Consider the following 15,241-nt stretch of genomic DNA (forward strand, 5'->3'; position numbering starts at 1 on the left):
TTTTTTCCGCTGCCGGAGATCGGGTATCACACTATAGAACGGACTCGGTTTCCTGTGCGGCCGAGGCGGCCAGCGCCGCCGAGGTCAGGCGCGGAGCACGGGAAGCCGACCCTTGATGACCCCTCCTTCCACGCGCTTGAGCTCCAGGACGACCTGGCTGCTCGCGGCCGTCCTCGCCGCAGCGGTGCTCCTGTCGACGTCGTTCTATTCTTTCCGCAGCTTCTCGCGCTCGACGGAGCTCGTTCGCAGGACAGCCGCGGTCCAGGTCGAGCTCGAGAGGCTCCTCTCGGCGCTGCTCAACGCCGAGACGGGCGAGCGCGGGTTCCTGCTGAGCGGTCAGGAAGAGTTCCTGGAGCCTTATCGCATCGGCATCACCGACGCGGAGAGCAGGTTGGCGCGCCTCGGCGAGCTCATCGCCGACAAGGACGAGCGGCGAGCGCTCGACGACCTCGACGCGCTGACCAGGCAGTGGTTCACGCTGCTCGGCGAGCTCATCAGTCTCCGGCGGCAAGGGCAGACCGACGCGGCGCTCGACGTGGTGCGCAGCCGTGCTGGCAAGCAGACCATGGACAGGATCCGCGCCCGCGTCCGTGACATCGTGGAGGCGGAGGAGGAGCAGCTGAAGCGCCGCCAGCACGAGGCGGATGAGGGCGATCGCGTCACGGTGCTCCTGGTCAGCAGCTCGGGCGCGGCGCTCGCCCTGGCGCTCGCCGTGGGCGCCGTGGTCAGGAAGACGGCCGAGCAGCGCCGCCGCTCGGACGCCGAGCGCGACGAGGTGCTCGCGCAGATGCCGGTGGGCGTCGCGCTCGCCGCGCCCCCGACCGGGGCCATCGTGTACGTCAATCAGCGCATGAAGGAGCTCACGGGCGATCCCGCCTTGCTCGACGCAGGGTCGTCGAGCGCGGAGCGGCCGCGCACGATCCGCCGGGCAGACGGCACGCCCTACGTGCCCGGCGAGCTGCCGCTCTCGCGAGCCCTCCGCGGCGAGGTCGTCCCTCACGAGGAGATGGTGGTGGCGCCGAGCACGGGTGACGAAGTCTGGCTCCTGGCGAGCGCCGCGCCCGTCTACGGCCCGGAAGGCGAGCTCCGCCTCGGCGTGGTGGTCGCCAAGGACATCACCGAGCAGAGGAAGGCCGCCAGCGCGCTGGCCGAGGCCAATGAGGCGCTCGCGCGGCTCAACGCCGAGCTGGAGCGGCGCGTGGCCGAGCGGACGGCGGAGCTCGAGCAGGTGAACACGGAGCTCGAGGCGTTCAGCTACTCGGTCTCGCACGATCTACGCGCGCCGCTCCGCGCGGTGGCGGGCTATTGCCGCATCCTCGAGGAGGACTACGCCGCCGCCCTCGACGACGAGGGGCGCAGCGCCCTCGCGCGCGCCCTGGCCGCGGCGCGGCGCATGGGGCAGCTCATCGACGATCTGCTCTCGCTGTCGCGCCTCACCCGCGCGGAGCTGCGCCCGGAGCGGGTCGACCTGAGCGAGCTCGCGCGCGAGGTGGTCAGCGCGCTGCGCGAGCGCGACCCGACGAGGGACGTCGACGTGCGGATCGCGCCCGGCCTCGTCGACCAGTGCGACCCGCGGCTCATCCAGGTGATGCTCGAGAACGTCCTCGGGAACGCCTGGAAGTTCACCGCGAACCGCGCGCGCGCGGAGGTCGAGCTCGGCGTGACGCCGCGCGACGGGGCGCCGCCCGTCTACTTCGTGCGCGACAACGGCGCGGGCTTCGACATGGCCTATGCCCAGAACCTCTTCGCGCCGTTCCAGCGGCTCCACGCCGCGTCGGAGTTCGAGGGGACCGGCATCGGCCTCGCGATCGTGTCCCGCGTGATCTCGAAGCACGGGGGTAAGGTATGGTTCGACGCCGCCGTCGGGCGCGGCGCGACGCTCCATTTCACCCTCGCCGCCTCATCCACAGGTGAAGCATGAAACCTGGACTCATCCTCTTCGTGGAAGACGACCCGGACGATGCGCACCTGACCCAGCGCGCGCTCCGGAAAGCCGGGGTCAGCCACAGGATCGTTCACGTCACGGACGGCGAGGCGGCGCTCCACTACCTCTTCCCGCAGGCGGGCGAGCCGCCGGAGCTGCCGGCCGTCGTCTTCCTCGATCTCAAGCTGCCCAAGGTCGACGGCGCGGAGGTGCTGCGGCGCATCCGCACGACCGAGCGGACGAGGCGCTTGCCCGTCGTGATCCTGACCTCCTCGAAGGAGCGGCGCGATCTCGACCGCTGCTACGACGCCGGCGCGAACAGCTACGTGTGCAAGCCCATTGACGTCATGGGTTTTCAGGAGGCGGTGAGGAGCCTGGGTCTGTACTGGCTCCTGGTCAATGAGGGGCCTCCCGCATGACCGAGCGCGGGCCCATTCGCGTGCTCATCGTCGAGGACATGGAGGACGACGCGCAGCTCGTGTGCGCCGAGCTGCGGCGGGCAGGCTACGCGAGCGATCGCGTGCGCCGCGTGCAGACGGCGAGAGAGCTCTCCGCCGCGCTCGAGGAAGACTGGGACGTGATCCTCTCCGACTACCGGCTCCCGAGCTTCACCGCGCGGGACGCGCTGGAGATCGTCCAGCGGAGCGGCAAGGACATCCCCTTCATCGTGGTCTCGGGCAGCATCGGCGAGGACATCGCGGTCGAGATGATGAAGGCGGGCGCGCACGACTACTTCCGCAAGGAGAACATGGCGCGCCTCGGCCCCGCTGTCGCGCGGGAGATCGCCGAGCGAGGGCAGCGCGAGGCCCGGCGCGCGCTCGAGCGCGAGCGCGACGTGCTGCTCGAGAAGGAGCGGAGGGCGCGGGCCGACTCCGAGGCGGCGAACCGGCTGAAAGACGAGTTCCTCGCCACCCTGTCGCACGAGCTGCGGACGCCGCTCAACGCGATCCTGGGCTGGGTGCAGGTCCTGCGCTCGTCCAGCGTCGAGCCCTCGGTCCAGGCGCAGGCGCTCGAGGTGATCGACCGCAACGCGAGGCTCCAGGCGCGGCTCGTCGACGAGCTGCTCGACATCTCGCGCATCAGCTCCGGCATGCTCACGCTGCAGGTGAAGGACGTCGATCTCGGGCGCGTCGTCCAGTCGGCGGTCGACGTCCTCGGCCACACGGCCGCGGCGCGGCAGCTCCAGCTTCACGTGCACGTCGAGCCGGGGGCGGGGCTGATCGTCGGCGACCCGGAGAGGCTCCACCAGGTCGCCTGGAACCTGCTGGCCAACGCGGTCCGGTTCACGCCTGCTGGCGGGCGCGTCGAGGTGACGGTGACGCGCGAGGGCGAGGCGGCGCGGCTCCGGGTCCGCGACACAGGCCAGGGGATCTCCGCGGCGTTTCTCCCCCACGTCTTCGATCGGTTCCGGCAGGAGGACAACAGCACGACCCGCGCCCACGGGGGCCTCGGGCTCGGGCTGTCGATCGTGCGTCACGTCGTGGAGCTGCACGGCGGGACCGTGAGCGCCGAGAGCGGCGGCGCGGATCAGGGCGCGACCTTCACGGTGGTGCTGCCCGCGCGCGCGCTGCCGCCTCGCGACGGCGAGCCGGCGCGGCCGCAGGACGCCGCGCGGCTCGACGGCGTGCGCGTGCTCGTGGTGGATGACGACGACGACGCGCGCGAGCTCGCGTGCCACATCCTGGAGGCTCGAGGCGCCGAGGTCATCGCCGCGTCGTCCGGCGAGGAGGCGCTGCGCTCGTTCCAGGCGTCGCGCCCTGACCTCCTGGTCAGCGACATCGCCATGCCCAGGATGGATGGTTACGAGCTCATCCGTCGGATCCGCCAGCTGCGCCCGGAGGAAGGAGGCGCCACCCCGGCCGTCGCGCTGACGGCCTACGCGGGCGCCGAGGACAGCCGGAGAGCCCTCCAGGAGGGCTACCAGGTGCACGTTCCGAAGCCGGTCTCGGCGGCGCACCTGCTGCGGATCCTCGCCGACCTGGCCGGCTCTCGCCGGAGGTAGGCTGGGGGGCGGGGGCGGCGAGCGCCCCCCATGCCCCCGCGCGCATCGGCGATGCCCGCGGCGCCGCTCACCGCCCCGGTGCGCGCCGCGCAGCCGACGAGGGCCGCCCGGCGAAGCGCGGCTGGCCTCAGCGGCCGAGCGCGTGGACGGCCCAGGCGATCGCCGCGACCGGCAGCACGTACAGGGTGGCCCAGAGCGCGCCCCAGCGGATCGATCTCGGCAGATCGCCCTCGCAACCGTGGTGGTCGTTGGCGACGCGGCCGATCGCCCGCATGAACAGCCAGTACATCAGGAAGAAGGCGAGCGGGGTCGCGAGCTCGACGGCGACCCACGCGGCGCCGAACGCCGCTGAGAGCGCGAGCCCGAGGGCGATGATGACGGCGCAGCCCTCGATGTCGGCGCCGCCAAGCGACTCGCAGCCCACCGTGACGCCCACGTCGACGCCCTGCGAAAGAGCGCCGCCGCTGCCGCGCGGCTCGCCCGGCGGCGCGGGCCGGTTCCACGGCGCGAAGTACACGAAGTCGTCGCGCAGGCGGAAGCCGCGGTGCAGGAGCGCCGCCAGCGTGGTGGTCACGATGACCCACCACAGGGCGAGCACGAGCTCGGCCTCGATCCAGCGCGGGAGCTTGAGCGACGCGGGCAGGAGCACGGCAGAGGCGGCGAGGCTCGCGATCATGACGATCGCCGTCGCGCTCCCCGACAGGCGGGGCGAGGCGGCGAGCAGCGCGCGCCGCGCGCTGGCGCGGTAGGGGGCCCCGCGCCCCGAGAAGGCGCGCTCATCGATCTCGTCCTCGTCGGGGTCGCGGTGCTCCACCGCCGGCAGGTCGCCGCCGCGGCCGGAGGCGCCGATCGCGGCGGCGACCGCGATCGCCACGAGCGCGCAGGCGGCGAGCGCGACAGGCATCTCGTCCCACAGGTCGTGCCGCTGGGCGAACCAGGCGCCGCCGCCGAGGGTGAAGCAGAGAAAAGCGACCGCGAGCGAGGGGCGCCGCCCGGGCCGGGTGGACGCCTCGTAGGCGCAGCGCGCGCACGCCGGGCACCCGTCCATGCGAAAGCAGAAGCACGCGTTGCAGAGCGCGCGACTGCACGACGCGCAGCGCGCAGCCGCGGTGGCGTTGGGGTGATCCTGGCAGAAGGCGAGCGTGGTCGGTCGACGGGCGATCAAGGGGAACGAGCGTAGCGGACGGGACCGTGGGCAGAGCTGGGGAACCGCTTCCCGACGCCGTTCACCGCGGAGATCAGCGCCATCGAGCGCACACGCGATCCCGACGGCCCCGCCCCTCGCGCCGACTACGCCCTCCTCAGGCCGACTCCCTCACGGATCGCGCCCCGTTCGCGGCGGCGAGCGCCTCTTTCCCCGCCCGCCCCAGCCGCCGGATCGCCGCCTCGCGCCGCAGCGCCTCGCCTTTGCCGGCCGCCGCCTCGACGTGCACCAGCGCGAGCGGCCCCCTGCCGCGCGTGTACCGCGCCCCGCGCCCCGCCGCGTGCTGCGCGAGGCGGGCCTCCACGTCGCGGGCGATGCCCGTGTAGAGCGACCCGTCGCCGCAGCGCAGGATGTACACGTGCCAGGCCGCGGTCACTCCTTCGGCCCCTCGTTGTAGCCGCGCGGCCGGTACTTCGGGTCCACGCCGCCGTGCTTCGCGCCGTTGTCGAGCGTGTCGACGGCGAGGTACGCGAGCCACGTCCCCGGGTGCTCCTCCGCGAGCTGCCTGAGCTCCGCCTCGTGCGCCGCGAGCCGCTGCTCGTCGTGCAGGCACTGCAGCGCCAGCGCGATCAGGCTGAGCTCGTTCGGGCCGAGCTCCATCCCGCGCTCGTAGTGCGGGAAGGCCTCCTCCGCGCGGTGCATGCGGCAGAGCGTGTCGCCCGTGTACACGTGGGCCATCGGCCAGCTCGGGGCGAGATCCACCGCGATCTGGCTCTCGGCGAGCCGGGTCGGGAGGTCGCCCCGGGCGCCCTTCATCACCGAGTAGTTGAGGTGCGCCTTGGCGCTGTTCGGGACCGCCTTCTTCGTCGCCGCCCAGAACTCGAGGTCGTTCCGGTAGTCCATCGCGTGCCGGTAGGCCTGCGCGCACTGGAAGCCGAAGAAGAGCGTGAACAGCGCCGGCGTCACCCACGCCCGCCACGACCAGCGCGCGCGCGGCAAGAGGGTCGAGCCCGCGAGCGCCTCGTGCAGCCACGAGAAGGCGACGGCGAGGACCAGCGACGAGCCGATGGCCGGGAAGTACCAGAAGCGCTCCGCGCGCACCGTCGGCAGCACGACGGGGATGTTCGAGTGCGGGAAGTAGCTGACCACGACCCAGGTCAGCCCGATCGCCGCCAGGCACAGCCCCGCGTAGCCCTGGCGCAGCGGCACCCAGACGCTCCGGTCCGCTGTCGCCGGGCAGGGCAGGGGGCGCGTGCCCTCGACGAGCAGCCCGAGGCCGAGGAGCAGCGCGGGCAGGAACGGCAGCGGCCAGAGCACGAGCGGCAGCGCCCGGAGCAGCGCCATGCGCCCCGCCGGCCGGAGCGTGTGCCAGTCGTACGCCGCGAGCCCCACCGCCGCCGTCGCGAGCAGCGCCCCCGCGATGAGCAGCGACCACCTCCGCGACGTCGCCTGCCCGCCGTCGACGAGGAAGGCGGCGCGCACCGAGCGCCGCTCGCGCCGCTCGAGGTGCTCGCGGCGGAGCGCCGCGATCCAGAGCGCGAGCGAGCCGAGCGGGGGCAGCGCCATCATCGCGGCGCCGGCGACGCTCTCGAAGAAGACGAGCCGGTCGGGCGCCGGCTCCTGCGGGTACGAGTAGTCGCCGCTGAGCGTCCACGGGAACACGAGCTGGGTGAGGCCCCGCCAGTAGACGCGCAGCGCGCCCGCGATCCGGTGCGGCGTGTCCGCGCCGCTCAGCGGGTTGTTGAGCGGGTCGCGCGGCAGGGGCGCCTGGTGGAACCAGACGAGCGCGTCGTGCAGCGCGCGCTTCACGAGCGGCGCGCCCTCCGGGAGCGGCGCCGTGAGCTCGGCCGGCATCGGCGCCGGGAACCAGCGCCGCCGGAGCTCCACGTAGAGCACGAACGCCGCCCCCGCGGCGAGCAGCGCGAGCAGCGCCCGGACGAGCCGCGCCGGGCGCGTCGGGTGCGTGAGCGGCGCCGCGATGAGCGCGGCGAACGGGATCAGCGGCACGCAGACGAGGGCGCTCTCCTTGGAGAAGAGGCCGAGGAGCACGGCCGTGAAGACGCCGAACGGCATCGCCCACGCGGGCAGCGCCAGGGCGGCGAGGGCCGCGATCGCCCCCATGCCCCCGAGCACGTCGGCGATGCCCACGATGCCGCTCACCGCCTCGGTGAGCACCGCGCAGCCGACGAAGATGAGCCCGACGAGGTAGGCGAGCCCGCGCTTGCGCGTGAGCCAGAACGTGATGCACGTGAGCAGCGCGCCGTTCGCCGCGTGGAAGAGGACGTTGTAGAAGTGGTGGAAGAACGGCTGCCGGGTGACGGCCCAGATCGTGCGCCAGAGGAAGTTCGGCAGCGGGCGGTAGGAGCCGACGCTCCGGTCGGGCGGCAGCCCCCAGAAATCGCGGTGGATGGCGTCGATGAAGCCGAGCCCGCCCTTCGCGTTCACGTACGGGTTGGCGAGGAGCGCCTCCTGCTCGTCGAAGATGTAGTTGGTCGACGGCGTGCGCGTGAAGAGGATGATGGCGAGCAGCGCGAGCGGCGCGACAGCGGAGAGGAAGGTCGGGTCGAACGCGAGGAAGTAGCCGCGCACGCGCTGCGCGGCCCTGCCGAGGGCGGTCCTGGCGACGGGCGGCCCGGGCGGCTGCGCGGACGGCGGCGGCGCGGAGAGCGGCGGCGCGGAAAGCGGCCCCGCCATGGGCTCGACGAGGGCGCCCGAGGCGGGCTCCGGCGCGGCGTGCTCGCCGGCGTGGTACGGGGGCGGAGAGATCACGACGGGCCCCCTTCAGCTCTTGGTCTCTGGAGGAGCGCCCGGAGCGCCCTCGGGCCCGGGGCCCTCCGGCTGGGGGCCCTCCGGCTCGGGGATGGACCAGATGTCGCCCCAGAGCGGCTGGCCCCCGTCGACGCCGTGGACGGAGCCGGTGATGAAGTCGTTCTGGTCGCTCGCGAGGAAGACGATGAGCCGCGAGACCTCCTCCGGTGTCCCGAGGCGCTTCAGCGGGGTGGCGCGCCGCGCGAGCTCGAGGAGCTCGTCGCCGTACTGCGACGTCCCGCTCGACCGGATGTTGCCTGGCGCGACCGCGTTGACGCGGATGCCGAGCGCCGCCCACTCGACGGCGAGCGAGCGGGTCAGGTTCTCGACGCCGGCGCGCGCGGCGCCCGTGTGCGCCATGCCCGGGAAGCCGCGGCTGACCGACGCGGTGACGTTCACGACGCGGCCGCGCCGCGCCGGGATCATCGCCCGCCGCGCTACCTCGCGGGTCATGAAGAAGGTCCCGTTCAGGTTGTTGCGGATGACCGCCTCCCAGCCCTTCGTGCTCATGTCCGCGGCCGGGCTCGGGAACTGGCCGCCGGCGTTGTTCACGAGGACGTCGATGCGGCCGAAGCGCTCGAGCACCTGGCCGACGAAGGCGGCGATCTGCTCCGGCTCGCGGATATCGCAGGGGGCGGCGAGCACGTGGTCGCCGGGGATGCCGTCGGCCTCGAGCGTCCTCGCCGCCGCCTCGAGCTTGTCGGGCTTGCGGCCGCAGAGCGCGACCTTCGCGCCGAGGTGAGCGAGCTCGCGGGCGCACGCGAGGCCGATCCCGCTGCCCCCGCCGGTGACGACCGCGACCTGATTTTCGAACAGTCCTCGGGCGAAGATCGAGCGCACCTGGGTCACGCCCCGCGTTTACAACGGGTCAGGAGGCGGCGCCACAAGCTGACGATCCGCGGGGCGGCGCACCTCGACGCGAACTGGCCTGCTGGCACACCGAGGCAGCGCCTTTCGCCTGGAGCTCCCAGATGGCCCTGGATTTCGCAGGGGCCGACTCCCGTCCAGGATGCGCGGGCACCCAGGGAAGGCGGTGCACGTCGTGACGACGGACGGATCCTGGATTTTTACAGTCATCATGCGATTTGTCCGTTAAGACGGATGGTTTGCGCATATTCGTCCGTTATGGTGGACGCTGCGCGCTCTTCGGTGATAAGGAGGAGCGTGGGTCGGAATTGCCGCGCTCACGCGAGCGATGGACTGCCATGTTCTCGCCGCGGGTCGCCGCCGTGGCGCGCAGGACGACCGCACGACCGGGGGACACCGACGCGTTCCCTCCCTGGAAAGGACGATCATGAAGCTTTACTACACGCCTGGCGCCTGCTCTCTGTCTCCACACATCGCCCTGCGCGAGTCGGGGCTGTCCTTCGACCTCCAGCAGGTGGACCTCAAGGCGAAGAAGCTGAAGGACGGCGGGGATTTCCTCGCCGTGAACCCGAAGGGGTATGTCCCGGCCCTGGCGCTCGACAGCGGCGAGGTGCTCACCGAGGGGGCGATCATCGTCCAGTACATCGCGGACAAGGTCCCTTCCTCCCGGCTCGCGCCGCAGGCCGGGACGCTCGAGCGGCTGCGGCTGCAGGAGTGGCTCCACTTCATCGCGACCGAGCTGCACAAGGGGTTCGGGCCCATCAACCACCCGAAGTCCACGGACGAGGTGAAGCAGGCGTTCCGGGAGCGGCTCGAGGCGCGGTTCGCCATCCTCGCGAAGGGCGTTGAAGGCAAGAGCTTCCTCCTCGGCGACACCTTCACGGTCGCAGACGGCTACGCTTACTACACGCTTCGCAACCTCCGCCGGCTCGACGAGCAGGCGCTCGAGCGGTCGCCTGGGCTCAAGTCGTACTTCGAGCGCGTCGGCGAGCGCCCCGCGGTGAAAGCCGCGCTCGCGGCCGAGGGGCTGTCCTAGGCCGCGACGGTCGTGAGACGACGCGCCTCGCTCCGCCAGCCCGGGAGAGCTGGCGGAGCGCCGCGCCCCGGGGCTCCACGCGCGCGCTCCACGGGCGAGAGGCGGAGACTCCTGTCGGGGGCGTGCGCCGTCAGAGCTTGCTCATCAGCCGGGACACGACGCCGTGGTGGAGCAGCTCGGGCATCGCCCGCTTCGCCCGCCAGAACCAGCGCCCATCGCGGTGCGGCACCGCGTAGAGGCGGCCGGCGTCGACCGCCTCGATCGCGCGCCGCGCCACGTAGTCGGCCTGGAGCCCCTTGCGCCCCATCAGCTTCTCCGCGATCGCCTTCGTCTTCTCGTCGAAGCCGCGGCCGCTCTCGACGATCATCGTCTTGAAGAAGGTCGGGCACAGGACGGTGACGCCGACGCCGTGCGGGGCGAGCTCGAGCCTCAGCGTCTCGGAGAGGGCGACGACGCCGGCCTTGGTCACGCAGTAGGAGGCGGCCCGGGGCACCGCGAGGAAGCCGGCGGCGGAAGCGACGTTCAGGAAGTGCCCGCTCCGCTGCTCCCTGAAGCGCGGCACGAACGCGTGGCAGCCGTGGATGACGCCCCAGAGGTTGACGCCCATGACCCACGACCAGTCCTCGAGGGAGAGCTCGCCGACGTTGCCGGAGGCGGAGACCCCCGCGTTGTTCACGACGAGATCGACGCCGCCGAGCGCGCGATCGGCCTCGCCCACGAGCGCCGCGACCTCGTCGCTCCGGCTCACGTCGCACCGGACCGTGTGGGCCTCGCCCCCGGCGTCGGCGACGAGGCGCGCTGTCTCCCGGGAACCCTCGTCGTTGAGGTCGGCGAGGAGCAGCTTCGCGTGACGGCCGGCGAGCTCGATGGCGAGCGCGCGGCCAAGGCCCGAGGCGGCGCCGGTGATGACGGCGCGAGGTTGCTTGGGGAGGCTCATGGAGTGAGCGCATACCACGGAGGCGCCCAGCTCGAACCGGTCCCGGGCGGAAAACAGCAAGGCGCCAAGCACGCCAAGGGAAACCAGGTCCCCCGGCGTACTTGACGCCTTCACCGCTCAACCTGTCCTCGTGCTAGGCGCTCCCGCGCGAGCCTCCCTGCTGGCGACCGCCGCCCAGCCGCTGGCCGAGTAGCTGCTGCGCGCGCTCCGCCCGCCGGAGCTCCTCCTGCCGCACCTCGCTGAAGAAGGTGGCTAGCTCCTGATCTCCCTGCTTCTGCGCGTCCTGAACGTACTGCGTGTAGGTCTGCGCGCCCTGGAGCGCATGGTAGAGCACGCTGACCAGGTTGTATTCCTTGTCGGCGACAACGCTGCTCTCGCTCAGACCGGAGCCCTGCTGTCCCTGCGCGCTCACTCCCTGCTTCTGCTCGTTCGCCATTCCAAACCTCCTCAATTTCCCCCAGCGGCGCCGGTGCAATGCAAGTGAGAGGCCGCACCACGCATCCGCTCGTCGTTTCGGCGACTCCGCGCTTCCAGCGCTTTCGCCCGGCGCCGCCCGTTGCGTTTCGCCACAGCAGGCAGGCGCTCGCGCAGGATTGCACCACTCCAGGCGGTCGCGCCTCTCACGTCCAGGGAGCCGCGGGCGCGCTCCACGCAGCGCGCGCCCGTGCGTCACGCGCGTGTTGCTCAGCTCGCCTGATCCGCGCTTTCCGGGCGGCTCGCCTCGCTGGCCCCGCCGCCCGGGCGCGGCGCGCCTCCCGTTCCGCGTCGCCGGCAACGGGATCTCCGTTCCGGCGTCTGGCCGTGTGGATGCTGGGACCGCTGTATCGACGGGCGCCTGGTGATCGCCCCCACGCCTGCGAGACGTCGAGCCGATCTGCGCTGGCGCCAGCTGATACGCTGCGTCCTCGCGCTTGGCCCTCCCATCAGCCCTCGGTCGATCCCACCCATGCATTCACGGCTTCACGGCTCGCTTCTCTCGATCTCCCCTCTCCCCCAGGTGCTCGCGGCGCTCGCGATCGCGACCTCCGCGTGCGGCGCGGACGGCCCCGGTCCGAGCGAGCAGCGGGACACCGGCGTCCATCCGCGGCTCCTCGCGCGCCCGGACCAGCGCGATCTCTTGCGCTCGCGTGTCGAGCGCGAGCCCTACGCCTCGATCCTCGCCACCCTGAAGCGCCGCGCCGAGCGCGCGTACGAGGAGGATCCCGACCCGGCGTCATGGGACCACCGGACGAACGGCAACAACGCCTCGACGGCGCAGGCGAACGCCCTGCTCGCCTGGGCCTTCGAGGACCGGGCCGCGGCCGACAAGGCGCGCGAGTTCCTGCGCCGCCTCGAGACCGACTGGGACACGAACACCGTCCTCGACATCAACATCCGGATGGCGAAGACCTTGATGGGGTACACGAACGCGTGGGACCTCCTGAGCGCCACGCCGTGGCTCCCGGCGGAGGAGTCCGCCGAGGCCGAGCGCAAGATCACCGAGATCACCGGCCAGCTCTTCGCCAAGTACGTCGAGCACGACTTCTACAGGGACATCCTGCTCCGCCCGGCGCAGAACAACCATCCGATCCGGACCGCCGACGCGATCGCCTATGTGGCGCTCGCGTTCCCCGGGCATCCGGCGGCCGAGACCTGGTGGAGCTGGTCGATCTCGGAGCTCGACTACCTGTGGGGCCCGGACGGCCAGTACGTGCAGCCCGACGGCGGCGTGTCCGAGGGCCCGTACTACTCTGCGTTCGCCTGGGGGCCGACCGCGGCGCTCTTCATCGCGCTGGACAACGCGCTCGAGGGGCCCGCGACGTTCACGCGCGACTGCCGCACCCGCTCCGACGAGGATCCCTGGGCCGGACATGGCTGCGTCGGCGGCGAACAGGGCACCTTCGAGCTCCCGCTGCGCGGCGGGCTCTTCACGAGCGCCGTCGACTGGTCGCTCGCGCTGCGCTTGCCCTGGGGCAGCCGGCCCCCGCTCGACGATGCCGTCTTCACCCCGTTCAACGGGAGCTCGCTGCTCACCTCCTTCGGGGGCAGCGGGGCGTACCTATGGGACTGGGAGCAGAACCGCGACAACCCCCAGGACATGGAGTTCGGCGCCGACCTCATCGCCCATCACCTGGTCTACGTCGACGACGCGGTGGCCACCGAGGAGCCGCCGCAGCTCACGCGCTTCCTGCCCGACGCGGGCAACGCCGTGTTCCGCTCGGACTGGGGCGAGGAGGCGCGCTGGCTCCTGCTCGTGGCGGAGCACGGCTCGGCGCGCAAGGCGATCCACGACCACGTGGACGGCACGTCCTTCTCGCTCGCCGCCTACGGAGAGTACCTGTTGATCGACCCCGGCTACTACAAGCCCGACGCGCTCGACAACGCGAAGACCAGCCAGTCGCCGTCGCACAACGTGATCCTCATCGACGGCAGATCTGCGCCCGACAAGGGGCTGTTCAACAACTTCGGCGACGCGGACGCCTGGATCCGCAACACCCACGACGGCGACGCGGTCGAGTACGCGGAGGCGCACCAGGATTACCAGGACACGCACGTCGAGCGCTCGGTGGCCTTCGTCGACGGGCGCTACTTCGTCGTCGGCGACCGCCTGACGACGTCGCACCCGGCGGCCCGCGCGCACGCGTGGCGGCTGCACGGCTACGCGGGGCTCACCTCCGGCGGCACCTTCGAGCTCCTCGCCGACGGCGCGCGCTGGGAGCGGACGCGGGCCGGCGTCGAGGCGCGCGTGCAGTCGACGGCGCCCGGGCTCGCCGTCGTGGAGCCGCCGTACACGCCGCTCGCCGCGCCCCACGTGCACGAGTTCGAGGAGGACCGCGAGGCCGCCGACCACGCCGTGATCGACGCCACGGTCGAGGCCGAGGCGCCCGGCTTCCTGGCGGTGCTCCTGCCCTACAAGGTCGGCGCGGACGCGGGCCCGGACGCGCCCCTCCAGGCGGCGCCGATCGAGGCGGAGCCCGGGGTCGTCGCGTGGCAGATCGAGGGCGACGGCGGGACCGACGTCGCCGTCCTGAGGAGCAAGGGCGCCCCGGGGTCGCTGACCTTGCCCGGCGGGCAGGTCCTCGAGACAGACGCGGAGCTCGTCGTGCTGCGCGTCGAGGGCGAGCGGCCGTTCGCGCTGATGGCCCGGGGCACGCAGGTGCTCCTCGACGGGGTCCCCCAGGTCACTGCGCCCGACGCGACAGGCGTCGCCGTGGAGGAGTGAGAAGATGCCGATCGCCGCCCTGTCGCGCGCGCCCGCCCTGTCGCGCGCGTCCGCCGTGCCGCGCGCGTCCGCCGTGCCGCGCGCGTCCGCCGTGTCGCCACGCCTCCGCGTGCTGCTCGCCGCCGCCTCCTTGATGGCCGCCGTGGCCGCGGCCGCGGGTTGCTCGAGCGACCCGGGCGCCGATCCCGGGGAGGCGTGCACCGCGACCCCGTCGTCGGCGGAGGACGCCTTCGCGCGCGAGCGCGCGCCCGGCTCCGAGAGCATCGCGCTGGCGCGCGCCGTCGCCGACCGCTGGATGGCCGAGCACCCCGCGGAGTCGCTTTCGTGGGACTGGGGCGAGGGCACGGTGATGCTCTCGCTTGTCGATCTCTACCGCGTCACGCAGCACGCGCCCTACCGCGACTACACCCGCCGCTACATCGACCGGCACATCGAGTACGGCTACGAGATCACGACCAGCGATCGCTGCCCGCCGGCCCTCGCCGCGCTCGCGCTCCACGAGGAGACGTGCGCGGCGCCCTACGGGAAGGTCGTCGACGACGTGCTCCGCTACCTGTACGAGGAGGCTCGCCGGACGGAGCAGGGCGGCATCAGCCACCTCGGCGTGTCGCCGCTGTTCGAGCCCACGCTCTGGGTCGACTCGCTGTTCATGTTCGGCAACGTGCTCGTCCGCGCCGGCGAGCGCGCGGGCGACCCGCGTCCACTCGACGAATTCTCCAATCAATTCGAGATCTTCGCGTCGCTCCTCCAGGACGAGCCGGGGCTCTTCCGGCACGCGTACAACTGGGCGGCGCCGCAGGACCCGGACGTGTACTGGGCGCGCGGCAACGCCTGGGTCACGGCGGCCGGCTACGAGTACCTGCGCGTGCGCGCGGCGCGCGGCGAGCGCGACGACGCCGTGGCGGGGGCGCTCGACCGGCAGGTCGCGGCGGTCCTCGACGCGCAGGACCCGGAGACCGGCCTCTGGTGGACGATCCTGAACCGCCCCGGCGAGATCTACCTGGAGACGAGCGCGACCGCCCTCTTCGCCGCCGGGCTCGCGCGCGGCCTGCGCCACGGCTTCCTCGACGCCTCGGTGCGCCCCGCGATCGACAGCGCCATGGCCGGCGTGCGCTCGCGCATCGAGCTGGACGGGTCGGGGCGCCCGGTCGTGACGGGCATCTCCGGGCCGACGACGGTGGGCAAGCTCGAGGACTACGCGGCGGTCGAGCTCCGCGACGACATCTCGTACGGCGTGGGCGCCGTCATCCTGGCGCTCGTCGAGACGTCAGGGCTGTAGCGCTGCATTCTTCTGGTCCTCCGGTCGCACCGCCGGCGCGCC

Annotated in this window: 12 protein-coding genes; 6 read left to right on the forward strand and 6 right to left on the reverse strand. The window is 72.6% G+C overall.

Features of this window, described 5'->3' with window-relative positions; translation table 11 throughout:
• The first annotated feature begins 115 nt into the window (after nucleotides 1-115).
• The 3 genes from WME89_RS08065 to WME89_RS08075 are packed head-to-tail and all read left to right on the forward strand — an operon-like array spanning nucleotide 116 to nucleotide 3,926.
• Complete coding sequence (locus tag WME89_RS08065; RefSeq protein ID WP_438008645.1) at nucleotides 116-1,921, forward strand: sensor histidine kinase; 1,806 nt, start codon at nucleotides 116-118, stop codon at nucleotides 1,919-1,921.
• Entirely contained in the window at nucleotides 1,918-2,343 is a 426-nt protein-coding gene (locus tag WME89_RS08070; RefSeq protein ID WP_438008646.1) for a response regulator, read from the forward strand. The genes WME89_RS08065 and WME89_RS08070 overlap by 4 nt, the downstream gene beginning before the upstream one ends.
• Nucleotides 2,340-3,926, forward strand: a complete 1,587-nt coding sequence (locus WME89_RS08075) for a response regulator (RefSeq protein WP_438008647.1) — start codon at nucleotides 2,340-2,342, stop codon at nucleotides 3,924-3,926. Before WME89_RS08070 ends, WME89_RS08075 begins: the two co-directional genes overlap by 4 nt.
• Nucleotides 3,927-4,053: 127 nt before the next feature.
• On the opposite strand, the gene WME89_RS08080 is transcribed toward WME89_RS08075, so the two are convergent.
• The 4 genes from WME89_RS08080 to WME89_RS08095 form a co-directional block, all read right to left on the reverse strand.
• Entirely contained in the window at nucleotides 4,054-5,091 is a 1,038-nt protein-coding gene (locus WME89_RS08080; protein ID WP_438008648.1) for a hypothetical protein, read from the reverse strand.
• A gap of 136 nt (nucleotides 5,092-5,227) precedes the next feature.
• On the reverse strand, nucleotides 5,228-5,506 hold the full coding sequence (locus WME89_RS08085; RefSeq protein WP_437652774.1) for a GIY-YIG nuclease family protein: 279 nt from the start codon (nucleotides 5,504-5,506) through the stop codon (nucleotides 5,228-5,230).
• Nucleotides 5,503-7,839 (reverse strand): tetratricopeptide repeat protein, encoded by a 2,337-nt coding sequence (locus tag WME89_RS08090; protein ID WP_438008649.1) that lies wholly within the window; start codon nucleotides 7,837-7,839, stop codon nucleotides 5,503-5,505. The genes WME89_RS08085 and WME89_RS08090 overlap by 4 nt, the downstream gene beginning before the upstream one ends.
• Nucleotides 7,840-7,851: 12 nt before the next feature.
• Complete coding sequence (locus WME89_RS08095) at nucleotides 7,852-8,727, reverse strand: SDR family oxidoreductase (protein ID WP_438008650.1); 876 nt, start codon at nucleotides 8,725-8,727, stop codon at nucleotides 7,852-7,854.
• 445 nt (nucleotides 8,728-9,172) lie between these two features.
• Here WME89_RS08095 and gstA point away from each other — a divergent pair, with 445 nt between their 5' ends.
• The gene (gene gstA / locus WME89_RS08100) at nucleotides 9,173-9,781 is read left to right on the forward strand and encodes a glutathione transferase GstA (protein WP_437652771.1); all 609 of its coding nucleotides are present in this window, start codon (nucleotides 9,173-9,175) and stop codon (nucleotides 9,779-9,781) included.
• 130 nt (nucleotides 9,782-9,911) lie between these two features.
• Here gstA and WME89_RS08105 read toward each other — a convergent pair whose 3' ends face one another.
• Complete coding sequence (locus WME89_RS08105) at nucleotides 9,912-10,718, reverse strand: SDR family NAD(P)-dependent oxidoreductase (protein ID WP_438008651.1); 807 nt, start codon at nucleotides 10,716-10,718, stop codon at nucleotides 9,912-9,914.
• Nucleotides 10,719-10,851: 133 nt separating this feature from the next.
• Nucleotides 10,852-11,154 (reverse strand): hypothetical protein, encoded by a 303-nt coding sequence (locus WME89_RS08110; protein WP_438008652.1) that lies wholly within the window; start codon nucleotides 11,152-11,154, stop codon nucleotides 10,852-10,854.
• Nucleotides 11,155-11,664: 510 nt separating this feature from the next.
• On the opposite strand from WME89_RS08110, the gene WME89_RS08115 reads away from it, so the two are divergent.
• Both WME89_RS08115 and WME89_RS08120 read left to right on the forward strand, forming a co-directional pair.
• Nucleotides 11,665-13,920, forward strand: a complete 2,256-nt coding sequence (locus WME89_RS08115; protein WP_438008653.1) for a heparinase II/III domain-containing protein — start codon at nucleotides 11,665-11,667, stop codon at nucleotides 13,918-13,920.
• Between the two features lie 4 nt (nucleotides 13,921-13,924).
• Nucleotides 13,925-15,199, forward strand: a complete 1,275-nt coding sequence (locus tag WME89_RS08120; RefSeq protein WP_438008654.1) for a glycoside hydrolase family 88/105 protein — start codon at nucleotides 13,925-13,927, stop codon at nucleotides 15,197-15,199.
• Nucleotides 15,200-15,241: the final 42 nt, after the last annotated feature.

It is taken from the genome of Sorangium sp. So ce321 (genome assembly GCF_051530195.1).
Taxonomy (GTDB): domain Bacteria; phylum Myxococcota_A; class Polyangia; order Polyangiales; family Polyangiaceae; genus Sorangium.